Source organism: Nocardioides sp. Z22_16 (genome assembly GCF_058134365.1).
Map to the genome: position 1 here is coordinate 461,043 of NZ_JBYTTI010000001.1, position 18,387 is coordinate 479,429.

Annotated in this window: 14 protein-coding genes; 2 read left to right on the forward strand and 12 right to left on the reverse strand. The window is 69.1% G+C overall.

The features are described from left to right. The first annotated feature begins 9 nt into the window (after positions 1-9). Positions 10-1,524, forward strand: coding sequence for a class I adenylate-forming enzyme family protein (locus tag AC3X7R_RS02210; protein ID WP_489963916.1), 1,515 nt, complete (start codon positions 10-12; stop codon positions 1,522-1,524). Positions 1,525-1,555: 31 nt separating this feature from the next. Here the strand turns inward: AC3X7R_RS02210 and AC3X7R_RS02215 are convergent, their stop codons facing one another. Then, positions 1,556-3,187, reverse strand: a complete 1,632-nt coding sequence (locus AC3X7R_RS02215) for an FAD-dependent oxidoreductase (RefSeq protein ID WP_489963917.1) — start codon at positions 3,185-3,187, stop codon at positions 1,556-1,558. A 220-nt stretch (positions 3,188-3,407) separates the two neighbouring features. Between AC3X7R_RS02215 and AC3X7R_RS02220 the strand changes: the two genes are divergently transcribed. Then, positions 3,408-4,616, forward strand: a complete 1,209-nt coding sequence (locus AC3X7R_RS02220; RefSeq protein WP_489963918.1) for an ABC transporter substrate-binding protein — start codon at positions 3,408-3,410, stop codon at positions 4,614-4,616. Positions 4,617-4,698: 82 nt separating this feature from the next. Here the strand turns inward: AC3X7R_RS02220 and AC3X7R_RS02225 are convergent, their stop codons facing one another. The 11 genes from AC3X7R_RS02225 to AC3X7R_RS02275 all read right to left on the reverse strand — a co-directional run bounded on the left by AC3X7R_RS02225 (position 4,699) and on the right by AC3X7R_RS02275 (position 18,344). Continuing rightward, entirely contained in the window at positions 4,699-5,544 is an 846-nt protein-coding gene (locus tag AC3X7R_RS02225) for an amidohydrolase family protein (RefSeq protein ID WP_489963919.1), read from the reverse strand. A gap of 11 nt (positions 5,545-5,555) precedes the next feature. Beyond that, positions 5,556-6,395 carry a sulfotransferase domain-containing protein gene (locus tag AC3X7R_RS02230; protein WP_489963920.1) on the reverse strand — a complete coding sequence of 280 codons (840 nt, stop codon included), beginning with the start codon at positions 6,393-6,395 and terminating at the stop codon, positions 5,556-5,558. Between the two features lie 85 nt (positions 6,396-6,480). Beyond that, on the reverse strand, positions 6,481-7,779 hold the full coding sequence (gene dctP, locus AC3X7R_RS02235) for a TRAP transporter substrate-binding protein DctP (RefSeq protein WP_489963921.1): 1,299 nt from the start codon (positions 7,777-7,779) through the stop codon (positions 6,481-6,483). A 48-nt stretch (positions 7,780-7,827) separates the two neighbouring features. After that, the gene (gene dctP / locus AC3X7R_RS02240; RefSeq protein WP_489963922.1) at positions 7,828-9,054 is read right to left on the reverse strand and encodes a TRAP transporter substrate-binding protein DctP; all 1,227 of its coding nucleotides are present in this window, start codon (positions 9,052-9,054) and stop codon (positions 7,828-7,830) included. A 131-nt stretch (positions 9,055-9,185) separates the two neighbouring features. Then, a complete protein-coding gene (locus tag AC3X7R_RS02245) occupies positions 9,186-10,205 on the reverse strand; it encodes an NAD(P)H-dependent flavin oxidoreductase (RefSeq protein WP_489963923.1) in 1,020 nt (339 codons plus the stop codon). Beyond that, positions 10,114-11,622, reverse strand: a complete 1,509-nt coding sequence (locus tag AC3X7R_RS02250) for a class I adenylate-forming enzyme family protein (protein ID WP_489963924.1) — start codon at positions 11,620-11,622, stop codon at positions 10,114-10,116. The genes AC3X7R_RS02245 and AC3X7R_RS02250 overlap by 92 nt, the downstream gene beginning before the upstream one ends. Positions 11,623-11,706: 84 nt before the next feature. After that, on the reverse strand, positions 11,707-13,011 hold the full coding sequence (dctP, locus tag AC3X7R_RS02255) for a TRAP transporter substrate-binding protein DctP (RefSeq protein ID WP_489963925.1): 1,305 nt from the start codon (positions 13,009-13,011) through the stop codon (positions 11,707-11,709). Positions 13,012-13,138: 127 nt separating this feature from the next. Then, positions 13,139-14,443 carry a TRAP transporter substrate-binding protein DctP gene (gene dctP / locus AC3X7R_RS02260; protein ID WP_489963926.1) on the reverse strand — a complete coding sequence of 435 codons (1,305 nt, stop codon included), beginning with the start codon at positions 14,441-14,443 and terminating at the stop codon, positions 13,139-13,141. A 73-nt stretch (positions 14,444-14,516) separates the two neighbouring features. Next, a complete protein-coding gene (locus tag AC3X7R_RS02265) occupies positions 14,517-16,004 on the reverse strand; it encodes a TRAP transporter large permease (protein ID WP_489963927.1) in 1,488 nt (495 codons plus the stop codon). Between the two features lies 1 nt (position 16,005). Next, a complete protein-coding gene (locus AC3X7R_RS02270; RefSeq protein ID WP_489963928.1) occupies positions 16,006-16,560 on the reverse strand; it encodes a TRAP transporter small permease in 555 nt (184 codons plus the stop codon). Next, the gene (locus tag AC3X7R_RS02275; protein WP_489963929.1) at positions 16,557-18,344 is read right to left on the reverse strand and encodes an AMP-dependent synthetase/ligase; all 1,788 of its coding nucleotides are present in this window, start codon (positions 18,342-18,344) and stop codon (positions 16,557-16,559) included. The genes AC3X7R_RS02270 and AC3X7R_RS02275 overlap by 4 nt, the downstream gene beginning before the upstream one ends. Between the last annotated feature and the right edge of the window lie 43 nt (positions 18,345-18,387).

The following is an 18,387-nucleotide window of genomic DNA, read 5'->3' on the forward strand; positions in this document are numbered from 1 at the left end:
TGCGAGCTCGTGTCAGGAATCAGCCGCTGGGCGGCCCACTGGTCCAAGTACGGAGCCGACCGACCGGCGATCATCTTCGAGGGCAGGGATCTCTCCTGGGGGCAGCTCGAGGAGGGGTGCGCGCACCTGGCGGCGGGGCTGCACGCGGCGGGCATCCGCAAGGGGGACCGGGTCGGCGGCCTCATGCAGAACGCGCCGGAGCACTTCGAGATCGTCCTGGCCTGCGCCCGGCTCGGTGCCGTCTTCGTGCCGCTCAACCCCCTGCTGACCTCTCGGGAGCTCGCCGCCCTGGCCGGGGACGCGGAGCTCGCCGCGCTGGTCACCGACGACAGCTTCGTGGGGGTCCTCGACCCCCTCGAGGAGCAGGTCGGTGCGGAGCGCATCTTCTTCGTCGGACCGACACCCGAGCAGGGTCGTTCGCTCGACGACCTGCGCCGCTTCGGGGCGCTCCGCGAGGACCTCGACGTAGGGCGGGACGACCCTGCCATGATCTGCTACACCAGCGGCACCACCGGCCGCTCCCGCGGGGCGGTGCTGACCCACGGCAACCTGGACGGGGTCGCCACCAGCGCCGCGTGCCTCGACGCACTGACCTCCGCGGACCGGGCCATCCTGCCGGTCCCCCTCGCCTTCACCGGCGCCGGCGTCTCCTTCGCGATCCCGCTGCTGCGGGCGGGAGGCTCCCTCGTCGTCCGGCAGGGACTGGTCCCTGAGCAGCTCCTGGCCGACATCGAGAACGAGGGCGTCACGTTCATCGGCGTCGTCCCGCTCGTCCTCGAGCGCATGGCTGCGCACCCGGACTTCCAGACCCGCGACCTCAGCGGGCTGCGCCTGGCCAGCTCGGGGGGAGCACCGGTGCCGGAGGCGCTGATCAGGCTCTACCAGTCTCGCGGGGTCGAGCTGGTCAACGCCTACGGCCTGACCGAGGGGACGGGGCTCAACCTGGGGCTGCCGATGCACGAGGCGACGCGCCGGCTCGGCTCCGTGGGCGTCCCGCTGGTCGGCCAGGAGGCCAAGGTCGTGGACTCCGCCGGAGACCAGGTGGAGCCCGGCGAGGCCGGCGAGCTCCTGCTCGCCGGGGCCTGTGTCATGCAGGGGTACTGGCGTGATCCCGAGGCCACCGAGTCCGCCCTGAGGGACGGCTGGCTGCACACGGGGGACGTCGCGACCTTCGACGAGGACGGCTACTTCCGGATCGTCGACCGAGCCAAGGACATGATCATCTCGGGGGGCATCAACATCTATCCCGCCGAGATCGAGGCCGTCCTGGCCCGGCACCCGGACATCGTCGAGGTGGCCGTGGTGGGGCTTCCGGACGAGGAGTGGGGCGAGACGCCGGTGGCTTCGGTGGTCAGCAGGAACGCGGACCTCACGCTGGCCGACCTCGAGGAGTTCACCAAGGACGACCTGGCGAAGTTCAAGCGGCTGCGCGGGCTCGACCTGCGCCAGGAGCCGTTGCCGCGCGGGATGAGCGGCAAGATCCTCAAGCGCGAGGTCCGCGAGGAGCTCGCCCGCCGGTCCTGATCGAGCGGGCCCGGCGGGTCGGGCGGTCCGGCTAGCGACCGGGCAGCGACGCCGCGTGCAACCCGGCCTGGTAGCCGAAGGCCATGGCGGGACCGAGGGTGCCGCCGGCCCCGCCGTAGGTCATCCCGAACGGCGAGGCCATCACGTTGCCGGCCGCGTAGAGACCGGGCAGCACCTCGCCGTCCAGGTCGATCACCCGGCCGTGGCCGTCGGTGAGCGGTCCGCCCTTGGTCCCGAGGGCGCCGGACTTGATCTCGATCGCGTAGTAGGGGGCCGTGTCCAGGGGTCCGAGGGTCCCCCGGCGGTCCCCCTTGTAGGCGGGGTCGCCCCACCAGCGGTCGTGCGCGCTCTCACCACGCCCGAACTCCGGGTCGTGGCCCTCCAGGGCGTTGCTGTTCCAGCGGTCGACGGTCGCGTGCAGGGTCTCGGCGTGGATGCCCAGGTCCTCGGCCATCGCCGCCAGCGAGTCGTAGGGGCGCAACCAGGGCGGCACCTGCTCGCTGGGACCCCGGGTGAGAGATCCGTAGCGCCGCAGGTACTCGTGGTCGAAGATCAGCCAGCACGGCAGGTTGGCGTAGCCGAACGACGAGACGTCCTCCTGGTGGAAGGCGCCACCGAACGCGTTGTAGTTCGCCGCCTCGTTGGTGAACCGGCGGCCGGCCCGGTTGACCATGATCGAGCGCGGCCTGGTCCGGTCGCCGTTGACCAGGGCGGTGTTCATCGAGTTGACGCCCTCGGGCAGGTCGGCGGCCGGGATCCACCAGGCCTCGCGCATGTTGCCGAGCATCGCGCCGGCGCGCATCGCCATGCGCAGGCCGTCGCCCAGGTTGGTCCGCGGGGAGACCGGCCTCGTCAGCGGTCCGCGCAGGAACGCGCGCTTGAGCTCCTCGTTCCACTCGAAGCCGCCGGTGGCGAGCACCACTCCGTGGCGGGCACGCACGTCGCGGCTCCCCTCGGGCCCCTCGAAGCGCACGCCGCGCACCTGCCCGTCCTCGATCACCAGCTCCCGGGCCCGGTGCCCGGTCACCGGCTCGATGCCCTGCGTCAGGCACGCGTGCAGGAGCCGCCCGACCAGAGCCTGTCCCATGCCCCGTTCGTCGCGCTCGCGCCGACGTGCGATCTCCTCCCTGCTCGGCATCACCGGGTCGACCGCGCCGAGCGTGGTCTCGCTCATGGTGAGGTGCCGGTTGGGGAAGTAGGGACTGGTCGTGACCCGGTCGGCCCACTCACCGAGCGCGTCGAAGGGGAAGAGCGGGCACTCGATGGTGCGCCCCCCTCCCGGCTTTCCGCCCGGGTGCTCGGGGTGGTAGTCAGGGAAGTCCGGGACGGCGTAGAACTCGGTGCCGGCGTGCTCGTCGAGGAAGGCGACCATCTGGGGAGCGGCCTCGAGATAGGCGCGGACGAGCTCCTCGCTCAGCAGCCCCCTGGAGAGGCTCATGATGTAGGTGAAGGCCTCCTCCAGGCTGTCCTCCACGCCGACGGCTGCCTGGTGCGGGTTGTTCGGAACCCAGACGTGCCCTCCGGACCAGGCCGTGGTGCCTCCGACCTCGTCGCCGGCCTCGTAGAGGCCGACGTCGAGTCCGTGCACCCCGGCCGTCACCGCGGCTGTCAGGCCGGCGGCGCCGGTGCCCAGCACGAGGAGGTCGTGGTTCGTCTCGGTCATGGGCTGGCTCCTCGTGGTCGACGCCGGGCGCCGCCAGCGTGCCACATGCGGAGGCGGCTTAACTACCATCTGTTTGTTTGATATTTGACCGACCACTTGGTTGGTTAGCCCTTCCGGAGAAGGTGCCGGATGTGCTGTGATGTAGGTCGCAACCGACGGCGTCCCGAGGGCGTCCGCGCCACTCGAGCGCCTCGTCGGAACACCCCCCGGAAGGACCTCCATGAAGCCTTTGCCACGCGCGATCGCCGGTGCCGCCATCTTGTCGATGGGGCTCACCGCCTGCACCTCAGCACCCGCGGACGACTCCGCTGACGGCGCGCAGACCGGTCCCGGCGTCACCGACGACGCCATCAACATCCTCGCCATCACCGACCTCTCGGGACCGGCCGCCACGGGCGGCAAGCCCGTGCAGGCCGGGCTGGACGCCTTCGTCGAGAAGCTGAACGCCGACGGGGGGATTGATGGGCGCTCGCTGAAGCTCATCACCGAGGACACCCAGTACGACCCGCAGAAGGCCGTCCAGGCCTACCAGAGCAACCGGGACGAGATCGCGGCCGTGTGGTCGTACGGCACCCCGACCACCGACGCGGTCCGCTCCTTCGCCGAGGACGACGGCGCCATGCTGCTGGCGCTGAAGGGCCCCTTCGCGGAGGCCAACTCGTTCTCGGTGATGAACGCCTGGGAGGTCGACACCGCGCTGCTGCTCAGCCACGTCGCCGAGGAGACCCCCGACGCCAAGGTCGGCGTGATCTACCAGGCCGACGCGATGGGCGAGGGGATCGAGCGCGGAGTCAAGGCAGTTGCGGAGGAGACCGGCCTCGACATCGTGGCCGAGACGACCGTGGACGCCACCAGCCAGGACATGACCGCTCAGATCACCACGATGCGACGGGCGGGGGCCGACCACATCCTGCTCGGCGTCGGACCCGGAGCACTGATCACCGCGGCCGGCGCCGTGGCTTCCCTCGACGTCGACGCCCAGCTGCTCAACCCCGGGTCCGGCTACACCCGGTCGCTCCTCGACCTCCCGGTCAAGGACGCTCTCGAGAACAACCTGCTGGTCTCGTGCTCCTACCCCCTGTGGGACGACGACATCCCGGCGATCGAAGAGTTCAAGGAGGCACTCGGCGACGTGCCGCCGCACGGCTCGTACATCAACGGCTGGCAGTCGGGCATGATCCTCGAAGGCATCCTTCGCCAGGCCACGGAGGACGGTGACCTGAGCCGCGAGGGAATCGTCACCGCGGCGGCCACCACCACCGTCGACATGCGCGACCTCACACCGCCGGTCTCCTACGGGGAGAGCATCAACGAGCGTTCGCCCTACCGCGAGGGCAGGGTCTGCATGGCGGTCAGCGACGATGACGGCTTCGACCTCGTGAAGGACTGGTTCACCAGCGAGGCGGCCCAGAACGTCGAGCTCCAGTAGCGGCAGCCCCCACCGCTGGCGAGTGCGAAGACCGCCACGTCCCGCCAGGGACGTGGCGGTCTTCGCACTCCCGCCGGGAGCCTCAGCCACCGAAGAGCTCGGCTGAGTTCTCCCAGAAGATGCGCGACCGGATCTCGGGACGGAAGTCGTGCCGGCTCCAGATCTCGAGGGACTCCCCCAGCCCCACCAGCGGATAGGCGCTGGCATAGAGGAGACGCCGGGACATGAACGTGTTGGCGGCCTCGACGTAGAGGCTGGCGCCGGGCATGTTGCAGAGGTAGAGGTCGGGACTGACCCAGACGTTCGGCCGCCGGAAGGCCACGCCCAGCATCTCCATGACATACGGGTTGCCGCCCTTCACGGCGACGAAGCGGACGTCGGGCCACCGGGCGGCGAGCCTGTCGAGATGGAGCGGGTCGGAGTAGGAGAGGTCCGGACCGCAGACGCCGCCGCAGAGCAGCAGGGCCGGCAGGTCGTGCTCGCGACAGGCCTCCCAGATGGGGTCGAGGGCGGGGTCGTCGACGTAGCGAGGCACCTCGGCGAGTCCCGGCTCGACCATCACCGCCACGACGCCCTTGCGCAGCGAGCGCTCCAGCACCGCGGCCGCCTCCTGAGGGGCATCGGTGTCCAGTGCGAGGGCCCCGCGGTAGAGCCCGGGGTCGGAGTCGATGAGCGAGACCACGTCGGCGTTGTCCGGCGTGAGCCCCATGGCTCCGCCCGACCGACCCGCGACGAGGGCTCGGGTGACGCCCGCCTCCTCCACCTCCTTCCTGAACATCGCATAGTCGGGCCCCGCCACAATCGAGGGAGGGATGGCCACCCGGCGCGCCTCGTACCAGGCGGGGTCGGGGGTCGCGGCCATCCGCACCGCCGCGAACGAGCCGTACGGCGGTCGGACACGGGCGTCGAAGACCTGGTCCACGGGCACTGGGCCCCCGCTCAGATCGTGTAGCGGTCGATGCCGGCCGCGATCATCGGCTTGAGGACCCGGTCCTCGAGCGCCTGGAGCTGGGCACCCGACAGGTGCTCGGGCCAGCCGCCCGAGCCACCGGTCCGGATGAACGGGCGGTCGTCGGAGTCCATCCCCTGAGGCACGTTGATCTGAGCGCGTAGCGCCTCGTTGCCCCGCATGTTGGAGGGGTGGGTCTCGCGGACGATCGTGTCGATCCGCTCGGCGCTCGCCTCGCGTCCGAGGAAGTCGGCGGCCACCTGGAGGAAGGCGGCGGGATCGGCCTTGAGGTCCTCGTAGTGGACCTTCATCATATGGGGGTGCTCGAAGGAGTGCCAGCCCAGCGCGGCTTCCAGGTAGGAGCCGCAGGTGACGTGGCCGTCCAGGAAGCGATCGACCCAGCGTTCCCAGTCGGTCTCGGCGTCCGGGTCCTCGGGGTAGACCTCGGCCAGGTTCTTCAGCATGAAGAACTGCGAGACACAGACATCGCGGGGGTCACGGGTGACGTGGATGACCCGCCCCTTCTCGGGCCAGGCGTGCGGCATCGTGTCCTGGTGCAGGTGGGACTTCATCAGCCGCGGGGACGGGGCGGCGACGCAGGCGAGATGACCCTGGTAGTCACCCCGATCGGCCCCCGCGATGTTGGGCACCCTGCGAAAGCGGTTCTGGGTGGTGGTCCAGTCGTCCCAGAGGTTGGCGAGCATGATCTGGACCCAGTTGGTGCCCGACTTCGGGTAGCCGGACACGATCACGTCGGACTCCCCGAGGGGGAAGGCCAGGACGTCGTCGAAGTTCGGGTGGACGTTGAGGTTGTTGTCTGTCAGGTACATGGTTCCGACGTACATGGTCACTCCGTCTCAGGGTGTCTCGAAGGTCTGTCCCGGGCTGTCCAGGAGCGGCGACGGGTGTCGTCGACTACGAGGGCCGGCGGGCGTTGAGCGTCTCCTCGAAGAGGCGCTCGAGGAAGCCGTCCAGGGCGTCGATCGTGTTCTCCTCGTACCAGTCGATGAAGCCGGCAGGCGTCAGGTCGGCCGGCAGACCGAGCTCGTCGGTCACCACCTCGTGCCACTTCGCCGAGGAGGCCACCACGGAGTCCACGAACTCGTCGGCCTCGGCCGGGACGGCGGCGGACCTCGCGTCGTCGAGGATCTGCTCGTTCTCGGCCAGCAGGGCCGCCCGGGCGTCCTCAGAGAACGGCGCGATGTCGCCGTCCTGGGCCGAGGTCTGGCGCACCATCTCGATGTAGCTCTCGAAGGTGCTGACCAGCTGCTGCCTGAAGTAGACGTCCAGACGGTCGTGCATCAGCTGGCGCGCCGGCAGGGGCAGCGAGTCCCAGAGGTCCCGGTTGATCACCACGCTCCCGGTGCCGGAGGTGAAGCCGACCTCGGGATCGATGGTGGCGAACGGGGCGATCTCGAAGAGACCACCCAGCTGGGCGGTCAGGGGCGCGGCCATGGCGCAGTCGACCACGCCGCGCTGCATGCCTTCGAAGACCTCCGTGAAGGCCAGGCTCACGGTCTCCAGGCCCAGCCCTTCCAGCTGCCGCGCCTGGGTCCGGGCGGCGACCCGGGCGACGGTGCCGTCGAAGTCTTCGAGGGAGTCGCGGGAGCTCGAGCACATCAGGATGTCGAGGCCGCTGTGGAAGACGGGGACGAGGGGGAAGAGCCCCTGGCTCGCGAACTCCTCGTCGAGCTCCGGCACCGTCGTCCCGATCTCGGTCAACCATCCGGTCAGCTGCAACGGGCCGACCAAGGGGGCCTGGCTGGTGTGGAACGTCAGGTCGATGACCGCGTTCGCCGCGGGGAAGTTGTCAGGGTCGATGGTCGGCAGCGCGCTCGCGATGTCGAGCTGTCCGTCCTCGACGGCGCTGGCGATCTCGGCAGGCGGCGCCACCGCGTTGGAGTAGTTCACGTCGAAGGTGATCTTCCCGTCCGACCACTCGGTGACCGCCTCGAAGTACCCCTCGAGGAAGGAGCTGACCAACGAGCCCTTCGGGCCGGGCGTCTGGGCGTGCAGGGTGACGGGGTCCACGTCTGCGAACGCCGCCCGGTACTCCTCCTGCGAGGAGCCGTAGGAGACCCCCGGCACCTCGTCCGCGCTGGTCCCCTCCCCCGTCGTTCCGCACGCCGAGGCGACCAGGCTCACGCCCAGGAACGCCGTCAGGGTCCGAAGGACCGGGGATCTCCTGGTGCTCGCTGCGCCGACTCGGTTCACGTCTGCCGTCCTCTTCTCGTCCGGTGTTGCCTTCCCCGCGTGCGGCCTCTACTTGGGGCGCGCGCCGTCCATCACCTCGACGAAGAGTCGATCCACGTACTCGTCGACCTTTGACTCCTGATTTGCGTCCGCCCAGTCGAGAAAATCCTCCGACGCCATGTCGTCCGGAAATGCGAGATCTTCGGTGACGATCGTGTGCCACTTTTCCGACGATGCGATCACGGAGTCGACGAATCCGTTTGAGTCGCTCGGTGTTGACCCCTCACGGGCGGCCGTGAGAATTTCTTGGTTCTCCGCGAGCATCGCCTTTCGGGCGTCTTCGGAGAAGGGCTGGATCGTCCCGTCGTACTGTTCGACCTGCTTGACCATCTCCACATAGCTGTTGAAGCTGCCGCCCAGCGAGTGGGCGAAGAACACGTCCAAGCGGTCATGCATCAGCTGCCGCGCCGGCAGGGGCAGGCCGTCCCACAGATCCTTGTTGATCACGACACTTCCCGTGCCGACCGTGAACCCGACCGCAGGGTCGACCGTGACGTGGGGAGCGATCTCGAAGAGGCCCCCCAGCCCACCGGTGAGCGGCGTGACTCCAGCACAGTCGACGACTCCACGCTGGAGACCCTCGAAGATCTCCGTGAAGTCCAGGCTGACCCCTTCGGCGCCGAGCGCTTCGAGCTGCTGACCCTGCATGCGGGCGGAGACTCGAGACGTGGCGCCCTTGAAGTCGTCGAGAGAGGTCCGCGGCTCCGTGCAGGCCAGCGTCTCCTGGCCCGCGTGATAGGTGGGGACCAGCGCATGGAGTCCTTGGTCCTCGAACTCCTTCTGAATCTCCTCCGAGGCCATGGTCACCTCGGTCAACCAGCCCGCGAGTTGCAAGGGTCCCGCTGGAGGCGTCTGACTGGCAGTGAAGGACAGGTCGATCGCCGCGTTCAGCGCCGGGAAGTTGTCGGGGTCATAGGTGGGCAGAGCGCTGGCCAGATCGAGCCGCCCGTCCTCGACGGCGCTGACGATCTCGGTCGGCGGCGCGATGGCGTTGGAGAAGCCGATCTCGAACTCGATCTTCCCGTCCGACCACTCGGTGATCGCGGAGAAGTACTCCTCCCACATCGAGCTCGTCTGCGAGCCTTCAGGGCCCGGCGTCTGCGTGTTCAAGACGATCGGATCGACGCCCTCGAAAGCCGCCTGATATTCCTCGATCGTGGCACCTGGGGAAACTCCGGCGACATCGTCGTTCTCCCCATTTTCAGATCCGCCGCAGCCAGCCAGCGTGAAAGCCATGACTAATGCGGGAAGTCCGATTCTCTGGCATCGCCTACGCCTCGACGTATTGCTGCTCATATCCCGCCCTCTTCGCTTGCCGCATGAATGTGATCTACACCACGGAAACGTACCTACCAAGTGTTTGGTCGTCAATGGGTGTGCGTCCGGCCTAGTCCCCGTTCCAGAGCTGCCCGGCAGCCACGCCAGGTCTCCTGCACGACCTCCCGCGCTGAGGGCGTCGGCGCGAGCACCTCGAAGCGGGAGGCGACCTGACCGGCGTTGCCCACGCTCGCCGACATGTCCCCCTCGAAGTAGAGCTCCGTCACGCGGTCGAGCACCGCTCTCTCGGGCGCCGACTCCAGCGACGCCGCCAGCGACGTCCGTATCACCCGCATCGTGGGGCTTCCAGGCATGCTCAACAGCGTCGTCCCCACGTCGTCGATGGAGCTGATGGCCAGCTTGAACGCCTCGTGGACGGGCGACTCCCGCGTCACCAGCATCCGCGTCCCCATCTGGACTCCCTCGGCGCCCAGCACGAGCGCGGCAGCCATCGAGACCGCATCGCAGATGCCACCGGCAGCGACGATGGGCAGGTCGGTGTTGGCCGCCACGAGAGGTACGAGCACCAGCGTCGAGGAGCCGCGCTTGTTCTTGAACCCGCCACCCTCGACCCCCTCCACGATGAGGCCGTCCACTCCCGCCCTCTCGGCCTTCTCGGCACCAGCCAGGGTGCCGACGACATGCAGCACCCGGATCCCGGCGTCCTGGAGTCTTGAGGTCAGGAGCGCGGGATCTCCCGACGATGTGGTGACCACCGGCACCGACGCCTCGATGACGCTCCGGAGGACCACCTCACGCAGCGCCAGGTCCTTCAGGGCCGCGAGAGCGATGTTCGCTCCCACGGGTTTCGTGGTCATCTCGCGGACACGCACGAGATCGGAGCGCCCTTCGGGTGTGAGCGTCTCGATGACTCCCAGCCCCCCCGCCTCCGACACCGCCGCGGCCAATCCGGCCCGCGCGATGAAGGTCATCGGGGCCTGAATGATGGGGATGGAGACGCCCAAGAGCTCCTGGACCCTATTCAACGGAAGGGCCCCGGCCCGTGGCCCCCGCGTCCGCGTCGCCGCTGCGATCGCGGAGGGAGCGACGCAGGATCTTCCCGTTGACACTTCGCGGCAGCGCCTCTGTCGTGATCTCGATGCTGGACGGGATTTTGAAGCCCGCAAGCTCCCGACGCAGCGACTCCTCTATATCGGCGGCAGTCAGGCCCCCCGTGGTCACCACCACCGCGTGCGGAGTCTCCCCCCACCTCGGGTGGGGGACGCCGAGAACAGCGCACTCCAGCACTCCCGGGATCGCTTCGATCGCCCGTTCGATCTCGGCCGGAGCGACGTTGATTCCTCCCGTGATGATGATGTCCTTGAGGCGATCGACCACCGTGAGGAATCCCTCCGGGTCTCGTGTCACCAGGTCACCGGTGCGCAACCAGCCGTCCTGCAGGCTGGAGCCGTCCGGCGCACCCTCTCGCCAGTACCCGGACATGATCGCCGGACCACGGAGCTGCAGCTCCCCGGGTTGCTCGTCCTGGCAGAGAGTGCCGTCCTCCAGAATGACCCGGGACTCCATCATCATCATCGGTCTTCCGATGGAGCCAGGCTTCCTCTCGATGTCCTCCGAGCTCAGGTGTGTCGCCACGGCCGAGCACTCCGTGAGGCCATAGCCCTGAGCCAGCCTGATCCCCTTGACACGAAGGCGCCTCATCAGGTCTGTGCTGACCATCGCGCCGCCCGCCGAGACGGTCACCAACGACGAGACGTCGGCGTGCGCCAGCGCCGGATGGGCCTCGATCGCCTCCCACAGCGCCGGGACACCCATGAAGACAGTGATCCGGTCCTCCTCGAACCGGCGAATCGCGCGTCCGGCGTCGAACGAGTGGTCCAGGACGGTCAGTCCGCCCGCCACCAGGGTGGCCATCCAGCACGCCAGGATGCCGCCGGCGAATGCCAACGGATAGGGGACGTAGGTCACCGTCGCGTTCGACCAGGTGTCGTTGACCAGACGATCATGGGCCATCGCGAATATGCTCCGATGACTGATGGCCGCCCCCTTCGGCACCCCGGTCGTGCCCGAGGAGTACAGGATCAGCGCGATGTCATCCAGCTCACGCGTCAGAGCGTCTCGTGCCCCGGCCGCTCCTCGTCCGGCTGCCGCATGACGCCCGGTGATCCCCATCGAAGCGGCTACCTGGGACCCGACAGGGGCGTAGAGCTCGTCGAAGGCGAGGAGGGTCGCGCCGGCGTCTGCCAGCTGCTTCCCCATCTCCTTCGGGTGGAGCCGGTAGTTCACCGGCACCACGATCGCCCCCGCGCCCAGACCTGCCAGGACCGAGACGCAGAACTGACGCGAGTTCGACATCAGGACTCCGACTCGGTCTCCGGGAGACACGCCCAGTCCCAGCAGGACGTCCGTCTCGAAGCCGACGGCCTCGGCGAGCTCCTGCCAGCTCATGTCTCCGTCGGCATCGCGGATCGCCGGACGTGAGGGAATGCGCTCAGCCCAGTGACGCAGGGCCTTCGAGAAGTCCATGGAAGCACCTTCTTGAGGTGAGGTCCTGGCCCGGCCGGCCCCGGGAGCTGTCACCAGCTCCCGGGGCCCGACGCAGGGCGGCGGTCAGCTCGGGCGACGCTCAGACATCGCCTCGTCGAAGAGCTGGGCGAGGAAGTCGTCGAAGACGTCGAGGTTCTTGTCGTTCTCCTCGTACCAGGCGACGAACTCCTCGGGCGTCATCTCGGGATCGAAGCCGAGGTCGGTGGTGACCACCTCACGCCACTGCTCCATGTTCTCGATGGAGGCGTCCACGAACCCGTCCGGGTCCTCGACCCCGGCGAGCTCCTCACGGCTGGCCTCGATGAGGCCGTCGTTCGCCTTGTCGAGCGCGGAGACCACGTCGGCGTCGAAGAGCCCGAGCTCCCCGCCGTGCTCCTTGGTGGACCCCACGGTCTCGGTGATCGCGTTGAGGGTCGCGCCGATCTGCTGCTTGATGAAGACGTCGAGCCGGTCGTGGAGCAGCTGCTGGGCGGGGAGCGGCAGGTCGTCCCAGACGTCGTTGTTGATGACCATCGAGCCCACCCCACCGGCGAAGCCGGCGGACGGCGCGATCTTGGCGTGCGGGGCGATCTCGAAGATCCCGGTCAGGGCGGCCGTCAGCGGGTTGGCGACGGTGCAGTCGACCACTCCGCGCTGCAGGGCCTCGAACATCTCGGAGAGGTCGACGCTGACGCCCTCCATGCCGAGCGCCTTGAACTGGGCGGCGTGGAGCCGCGCCCCCATCCGGGACGTGACGCCGTCGAAGTCGTCGAGCGAGGCGCGGGGCTCGGCGCAGAAGAGCGCGTCCGGCCCCAGCGAGTAGACGGGCACCAGCGGGTGCAGGCCGAGGGCCTCGTACTCGGCCAGGATCTCGTCGGAGGCGTTCGCGGTCTCGATCGACCAGCCCAGCAGCTGCATGACGCCGACGAGCGGCGTCTGGTCCGCCGAGATGCTGAGGTCGATCAGCGCGTTGGTGGCCGGCAGCTCGTCGGGCTGGTAGGCCGGGATCGTGTACGACATGTCGAGCCGGCCGTCGGCGACCGCGTCGCTGACCTCGACCGGGGGCGCGACGGAGTACGCGTAGTTGGTCTCGAACTCGATCTTCCCGCCCGACCAGTCGCTGACCGCCTCCTGGTAGGCCTCGAAGTAGGCGCTGGTCACCGTGCCCTGGGCGCCGGCGGTCTGGGTGACGATGGTGATCGGGTCGAGCTCCTCGAAGGCGGCCTGGTACTCCTCCTTCGAGGCCCCCGCGGCGATGCTCTCGCCGGCCGAGGCGCTGTCGCCGCCGCCGTCCCCGCCGCAGGCGGAGAGCCCGAGGGTGGCGGCGAGGGCCAGGGCACCGAGGTGCTTCGGTGACCAGTTTCTGGTGCGCACGTGGGTTCTGGACATCTGTCTTCCTGTTCTTCGGTGCAGGGTCGTCCCGGGGGGTACGCCGTTGCTGAGTGGATGTGCTGCTGGGCTCCCCGAGGAACTCAGGTGGTGCGGTCATCGGCGGCTGTCACGGCCCGCCGTCGGGTCAGCCGGGACGGTGCTCACTCATGGCGTCGGTGAAGACCCTCGCCACGAACTCGTCGAAGACGTCGTCCTCCTGGTCCTCGTACCAGGCGACGAACTCCTCGGGCGTCATCTCCGGGTCGAAGCCCAGGTCGGTGGTGACCACCTCGAGCCACTCGTCCATCTTCGTGAGGGCGTCGTCGACGAACTGCTCGGAGTCGTCCACGCCCTTGATCTCCTGGCGGTTCGCCTCGATCATCTTCGCGTTCGTCTCCTCGAGCACCGAGGCCACGTCGTCGCCGAACAGCTTCAGGCCGCCGCCGTTCTCCTTCGTCGACACCACCGCCTCGACGACCGCGCTCAGGGTGCTCACGATCTGCTGCTTGATGAAGACGTCGAGCCGGTCGTGGATCAGCTGCTGGGCGGGGAGCGGGAGCTCGTCCCAGACGTCCGTGTTGATCACCATGCCGCCCACGCCACTGCCGAACCCGGCGCTGGGCGCGATCCCGGCGTGCGGCGCGATCTCGAAGGTGCCGGTCAGCGAGGCCGTCATCGGGTTGGCGACCGTGCAGTCGGCGACTCCGCGCTGGAGGGCCTCGAAGAGCTCGGAGAGGTCCAGGCTCACGCTCTCCAGCCCGAGGGCCTCGAACTGCGCACTGTGGAAACGGGCGCCCATGCGAGCCGTGGCGCCGTCGAAGTCCTCGAGGGTCGAGCGAGGCTCCGTGCAGAACAACGCGTCCGGACCCAGGGAGTAGATCGGGATCAGGGCGTGGAGGCCGATGTCCTCGAACTCCGACTTCACCTGGTCCGAGGCGCTCGAGGCGTCGAGCGACCAGCCGATCAGCTGGAGCAGACCCACGAGGGGTGTGTGGTTGGCGGCGATCGTGAGGTCGATCAGGGCGTTGGAGGCCGGCAGCTCGTCGGGCTGGTAGGTCGGGATGGTGTAGGTCAGGTCCAGCCGACCGTCCGCCACCGCGTCGCTGACCTCCGTCGGCGGCGCCACCGAGTAGGCGTAGTTCGTGTCGAACTCGATCTTGCCGCCCGACCAGTCCGTGATCGCCTCCTCGTAGGCCTCGAAGTAGGCGCTGGTCACCGAGCCCTCCGCACCTGCGGTCTGGGTGACGAGGGTGATCGGGTCCAGGTCCTCGAACGCCGCCTGGAACTCCGCCTTCGTGGCGTCCGCCGGCACGCTCTCGCCCGCAGCGCCACCTCCGTCACCCTCCCCGCCACCCCCGCAGGCGGAGAGGGTGAGGGAGGCGGCCACCGCGGCGACCGCGAGCCGCCTCGGCAGGTGGCTGGTGCGGCGGGTTGTCCTGATCGTCGACATGCGTGCTCCTTCTGGGGCGGGTGGGCAGACCGGCCGGACGACAGGCTGCGGGGGGCGTGAGGCGTGCAGCCCCTTAGCCGCCCGTGTGGTCGGGGAGGTAGGTGGCGATCTCCGGGAAGAAGATGAGCAGCACCACGATCAGGATCGAGGCGGGCATCATCCAGGCGATCGCGACGAAGACGTCTCGCAGTGAGATGTCGGTGCCCCGGTTGACCTGGGGATCCTTCGTGATGTTGTGGATGATGTAGGCCAAGATGCCGACCGGTGGCGTGAGCACCGCCAGCTCCCCCATGAAGACCACGAAGACGCCGAACCAGAGCAGCGAGATGTCCAGGATCTCCAGCGTCGGGATGAGGATCGGAACCGTGAGGAGCATCATCGCCAGGGGGTCCAGGAACATCCCCATGATCAGGTAGATCACCGTCATGAGCAGCAGGAACTGCCACGCCGGGAGCTCCATCTCGATGATCCACTCACCGATCCCCCGCGTCACGCCAGAGAGCGTGAGCATCCGGGAGAACATGGTGGCGCCGATGATCAGGAAGAAGATGGCGCCGGTGGAGGAGACGGTGCTGACCGAGGCCTGGCCGATCGCCGCGAACGGCCGGTCGTTGCGCTTGTAGAAGACCGTCAGGACCATGGCCACGAGGGCCGCGACCGCTCCGGCCTCGGTGACGGTGAGCGTGCCGCTGTAGATGCCCCCGATGATGATGCCGATCAGCACCGGGATCGACCAGGCACCGCCCAGGCTGCGCCAGCGCTCGCCCCACGAGATGGTCGGCTTCACCTCGACCTCGCCGCTGACGTTGGTCAACCGCGGGAAGACCATGCTCATGCCGGCGATCACCAGCGCGAAGACGAGGGCGACGAGGATGCCCGGCCCGACTCCGGCCATCAGCTGGGGCCCGACCGGGACCTCGGCGATCCCGGCGTAGATGACCAGCATGATGCTGGGCGGGATCAGCTGCCCCGGCAGCCCCGAGACCGCGACCGCCAGGATCGCCATCCGCCGGTCGTAGCCGGCCCTGATCATCTCCGGTACGCCGACTCGCGCCAGCGCGTAGGTGGTGGCGATCGACGAGCCGCTGACCGCGGAGAGTCCCGCCCCGGCGAAGTTGGTGCCGATGGCGAGCCCGCCCGGCAGCCAGCTCAGCCAGGTCCGCCCCGTGTCGTAGACCCGCGTGGTGATGCCGGACTGCCACAGGAGCAGCCCCATCAGCACGAACATCGGGATGACGCTCAGCGTCCAGGTCGCGGTGGAGTTGTAGGGCAGGTCCGTGAGACCGCTCTTCATCGCCGGGAAGCCGCGCAGGGCGAGGGTCCCGAGCAGTCCGGGGACCATGAGCGCGACGGCCACCGGCGCCTTGATGAAGATGAGTCCCAGCATCATCAGGATCGCGAGCAGGCCGATGATCTCCCGCTCCACCTCCAGGAACATGCCGATGGCGGGCACCACGACGCTGAGGAGGAGGAGGGCGAGGACGACCCATCCGCGGCGGTCGTGACGGGTGGGGGCGGCGGGGGTGGGATCGGATGCCACCGCGGTGATGGTCTCGGTCATCTCAGGCCTCCTCGGGCGGGGTGCCGGTCGAGCGGAGACCGGTGACGGCCTCCCGGAGGGAGGCGACCAGGTCGACGGCGAGCCAGACCGCGAAGAGCGCGAAGGCGATCGGCGCGGCGAAGGTGGCGGGCCAGATGGTGACGCCGCTGACTCCCGCGGTGCGTCCGATCTCCATGCTCTCCATGGCCATCTCGGCCGTGTAGTAGGTGAGGGCGACGGCGAGGGCCAGGGTCAGCAGGTCGGTGCCGGCCTGGACGAACGGCTGCGCACGAGGCGGGATGTGGTCGAAGAGCAGGCGCGCCTCGATGTGCTCCTTGTTGCGCTGAGCCGTGACGATGCCGACGAAGGCGATGATCGGGAGGTACCAGAACTGCGTGTACTCCAGCGTGCCGTGGACGGGGCTGCTGAGGAACGACCGCGAGAGCGCGTTGATGGTGACGTGCAGCATCATCGCGATCGTGACGGCCGCAGCGGCCCCGGCCAGGACCTTGTTGAACAAGCCGCCGCCCTCCGGTGGGGCCTCCAGGGCGGTGATCTCCGCCTCGGCGTTGGTCATGAGTACAACCTCTCGATGGTGGGCGAGTACTTGCGCGCGATCTCGCCGCGGCGCATCTTCGACGTCGGGGTGAGCTCGTCCGAACCGGGCGTCCACTCGACCGGGAGCACGTGGAAGCGCTTGATCTGCTCGGGCCGGTTGAGCTTGGCGTTGCCGGCATCGACGCCCGCCTGCACCGCCTGCAGGAGCTCGGGCGACTCGGCGAGCTCGGCGAGCCCCTGGTGCCCGATCCCCCGCTGCCGGGCCCAGGTGGTCGCGTACTCGGAGTCCAGGACGATCAGGGCCACGTTGTAGGGCCGGGCATCCCCCACGCAGAGGACCTGGCTGATCAGCGGGCTGGCGCTGATGATCGCCGCCTCGACCGCGACCGGGGAGATGTTCTTCCCGCTCGAGCTGATCATGATCTCCTTCTTGCGACCGATCACCTTCAGGTAGCCGTCGGCGTCGACCTCGCCCAGGTCGCCGGTGTGCAGCCACCCCTCGCCGTCGATCGCCGCCGCGGTCGCGTCGGGCCGGTCGTGGTAGCCCACCATGATCGTGGGGCCACGCAGCAGGATCTCGTTGTCGCCGGCGATGGCCAGCTCCACGTGCGGACCGGGACGCCCGACGGTGCCGATCCGGATCGAGTCCGCGGCGGCCACGGTGCCCCCGGCGCCGCTCTCGGTGAGGCCGTAGACCTCGCCCATCGGGATGCCCACCGCGTGGTAGAACTCCATCAGCGGCCCCGGGTTGGGGGCGGTGGCCACCACCGCGATCCGCAGGTCGTCCAGGCCCGCCTGCTCACGCCAGGGCTTGAACAGCCTGGTGCGCGCCTCGCGGGATGCCTCCAGCACGTCCGCGGGGACGGTCTCCCCCGCCTGCTCGCGCCGCACCTGCTCGAGGCTGGCCTCGAGGCCGGCCTCGACCCGAGCACGCTCGCCCTCCTCAAGCCCGATGAGCCAGGAGTCGAAGGTCGCCCGGAGCTTCTCGAAGACCCGTGGCGGGCCGTAGAAGTAGCCGGGCCTGATGTCGGGGACGAGGTCTGCCACCTGGCGCGGGTCGGCGACCGTCACGGCCTCGAAGCCCTGCACGACCGTCATGCAGTAGCCGCCGGTGCGCTCGCCGATGTGCGCGGCGGGGAGCCAGGCGACGATGGTCGTGCCCGACGGCACCCGCACGCTGCGCAGGGTCGAGTCGGCCGCGTGCATGAGGTTGCGGTGCGAGATCAGCGCACCCTTGGGCGGCCCGGTGGTGCCGCTGGTGTAGATCATGGTGAGCAGGTCGTCGGGCTGCGGCTCCGGCACCGAGGCCAGCGCCTCCGGGTCACCGAGCGCGTGCAGTCCGGTCACGTCGAGCCAGCCGTCGTCCGGGGCGCCGTCCAGCAGCACCCGCAGCTCCGGCAACGTGACGACGGAGAGCGCCGGCAGGAACGCCTGCTCGACCACCACGGCCTTCGCGCGAGAGTCGGTGAGCGAGTACTGGTTCTGCTCGGGGGACGAGGAGGCGTAGAGCGAGAACGGCACCGCCCCGATCCGCACCAGCGCCAGGTCGATCGCGTAGAACTCGGGCCGGTTGGTCATCAGCAGGGCCACCCTGTCCCCACGCCGCACGCCCAGGCCGTGGAAGCCCGCGGCCCACCGGTCGACCTCCGTGGCCAGCTCGGACCAGGTGTAGCTCAGCCGCCCGTCGTGGGAGCGGACGGCGACGGCGTCGGGCCGCGCTCGCACCGTGCGCGCCAGGGCTGCGGTCAGGGTCTCCGCGAGCTCCAACGGGACGTACTCGGGGTCCTTGGTCGGTGCGAGCATCCGTCTCCCTCTTCGCTGGTGCCACACGGCGTACCTCGCCGTC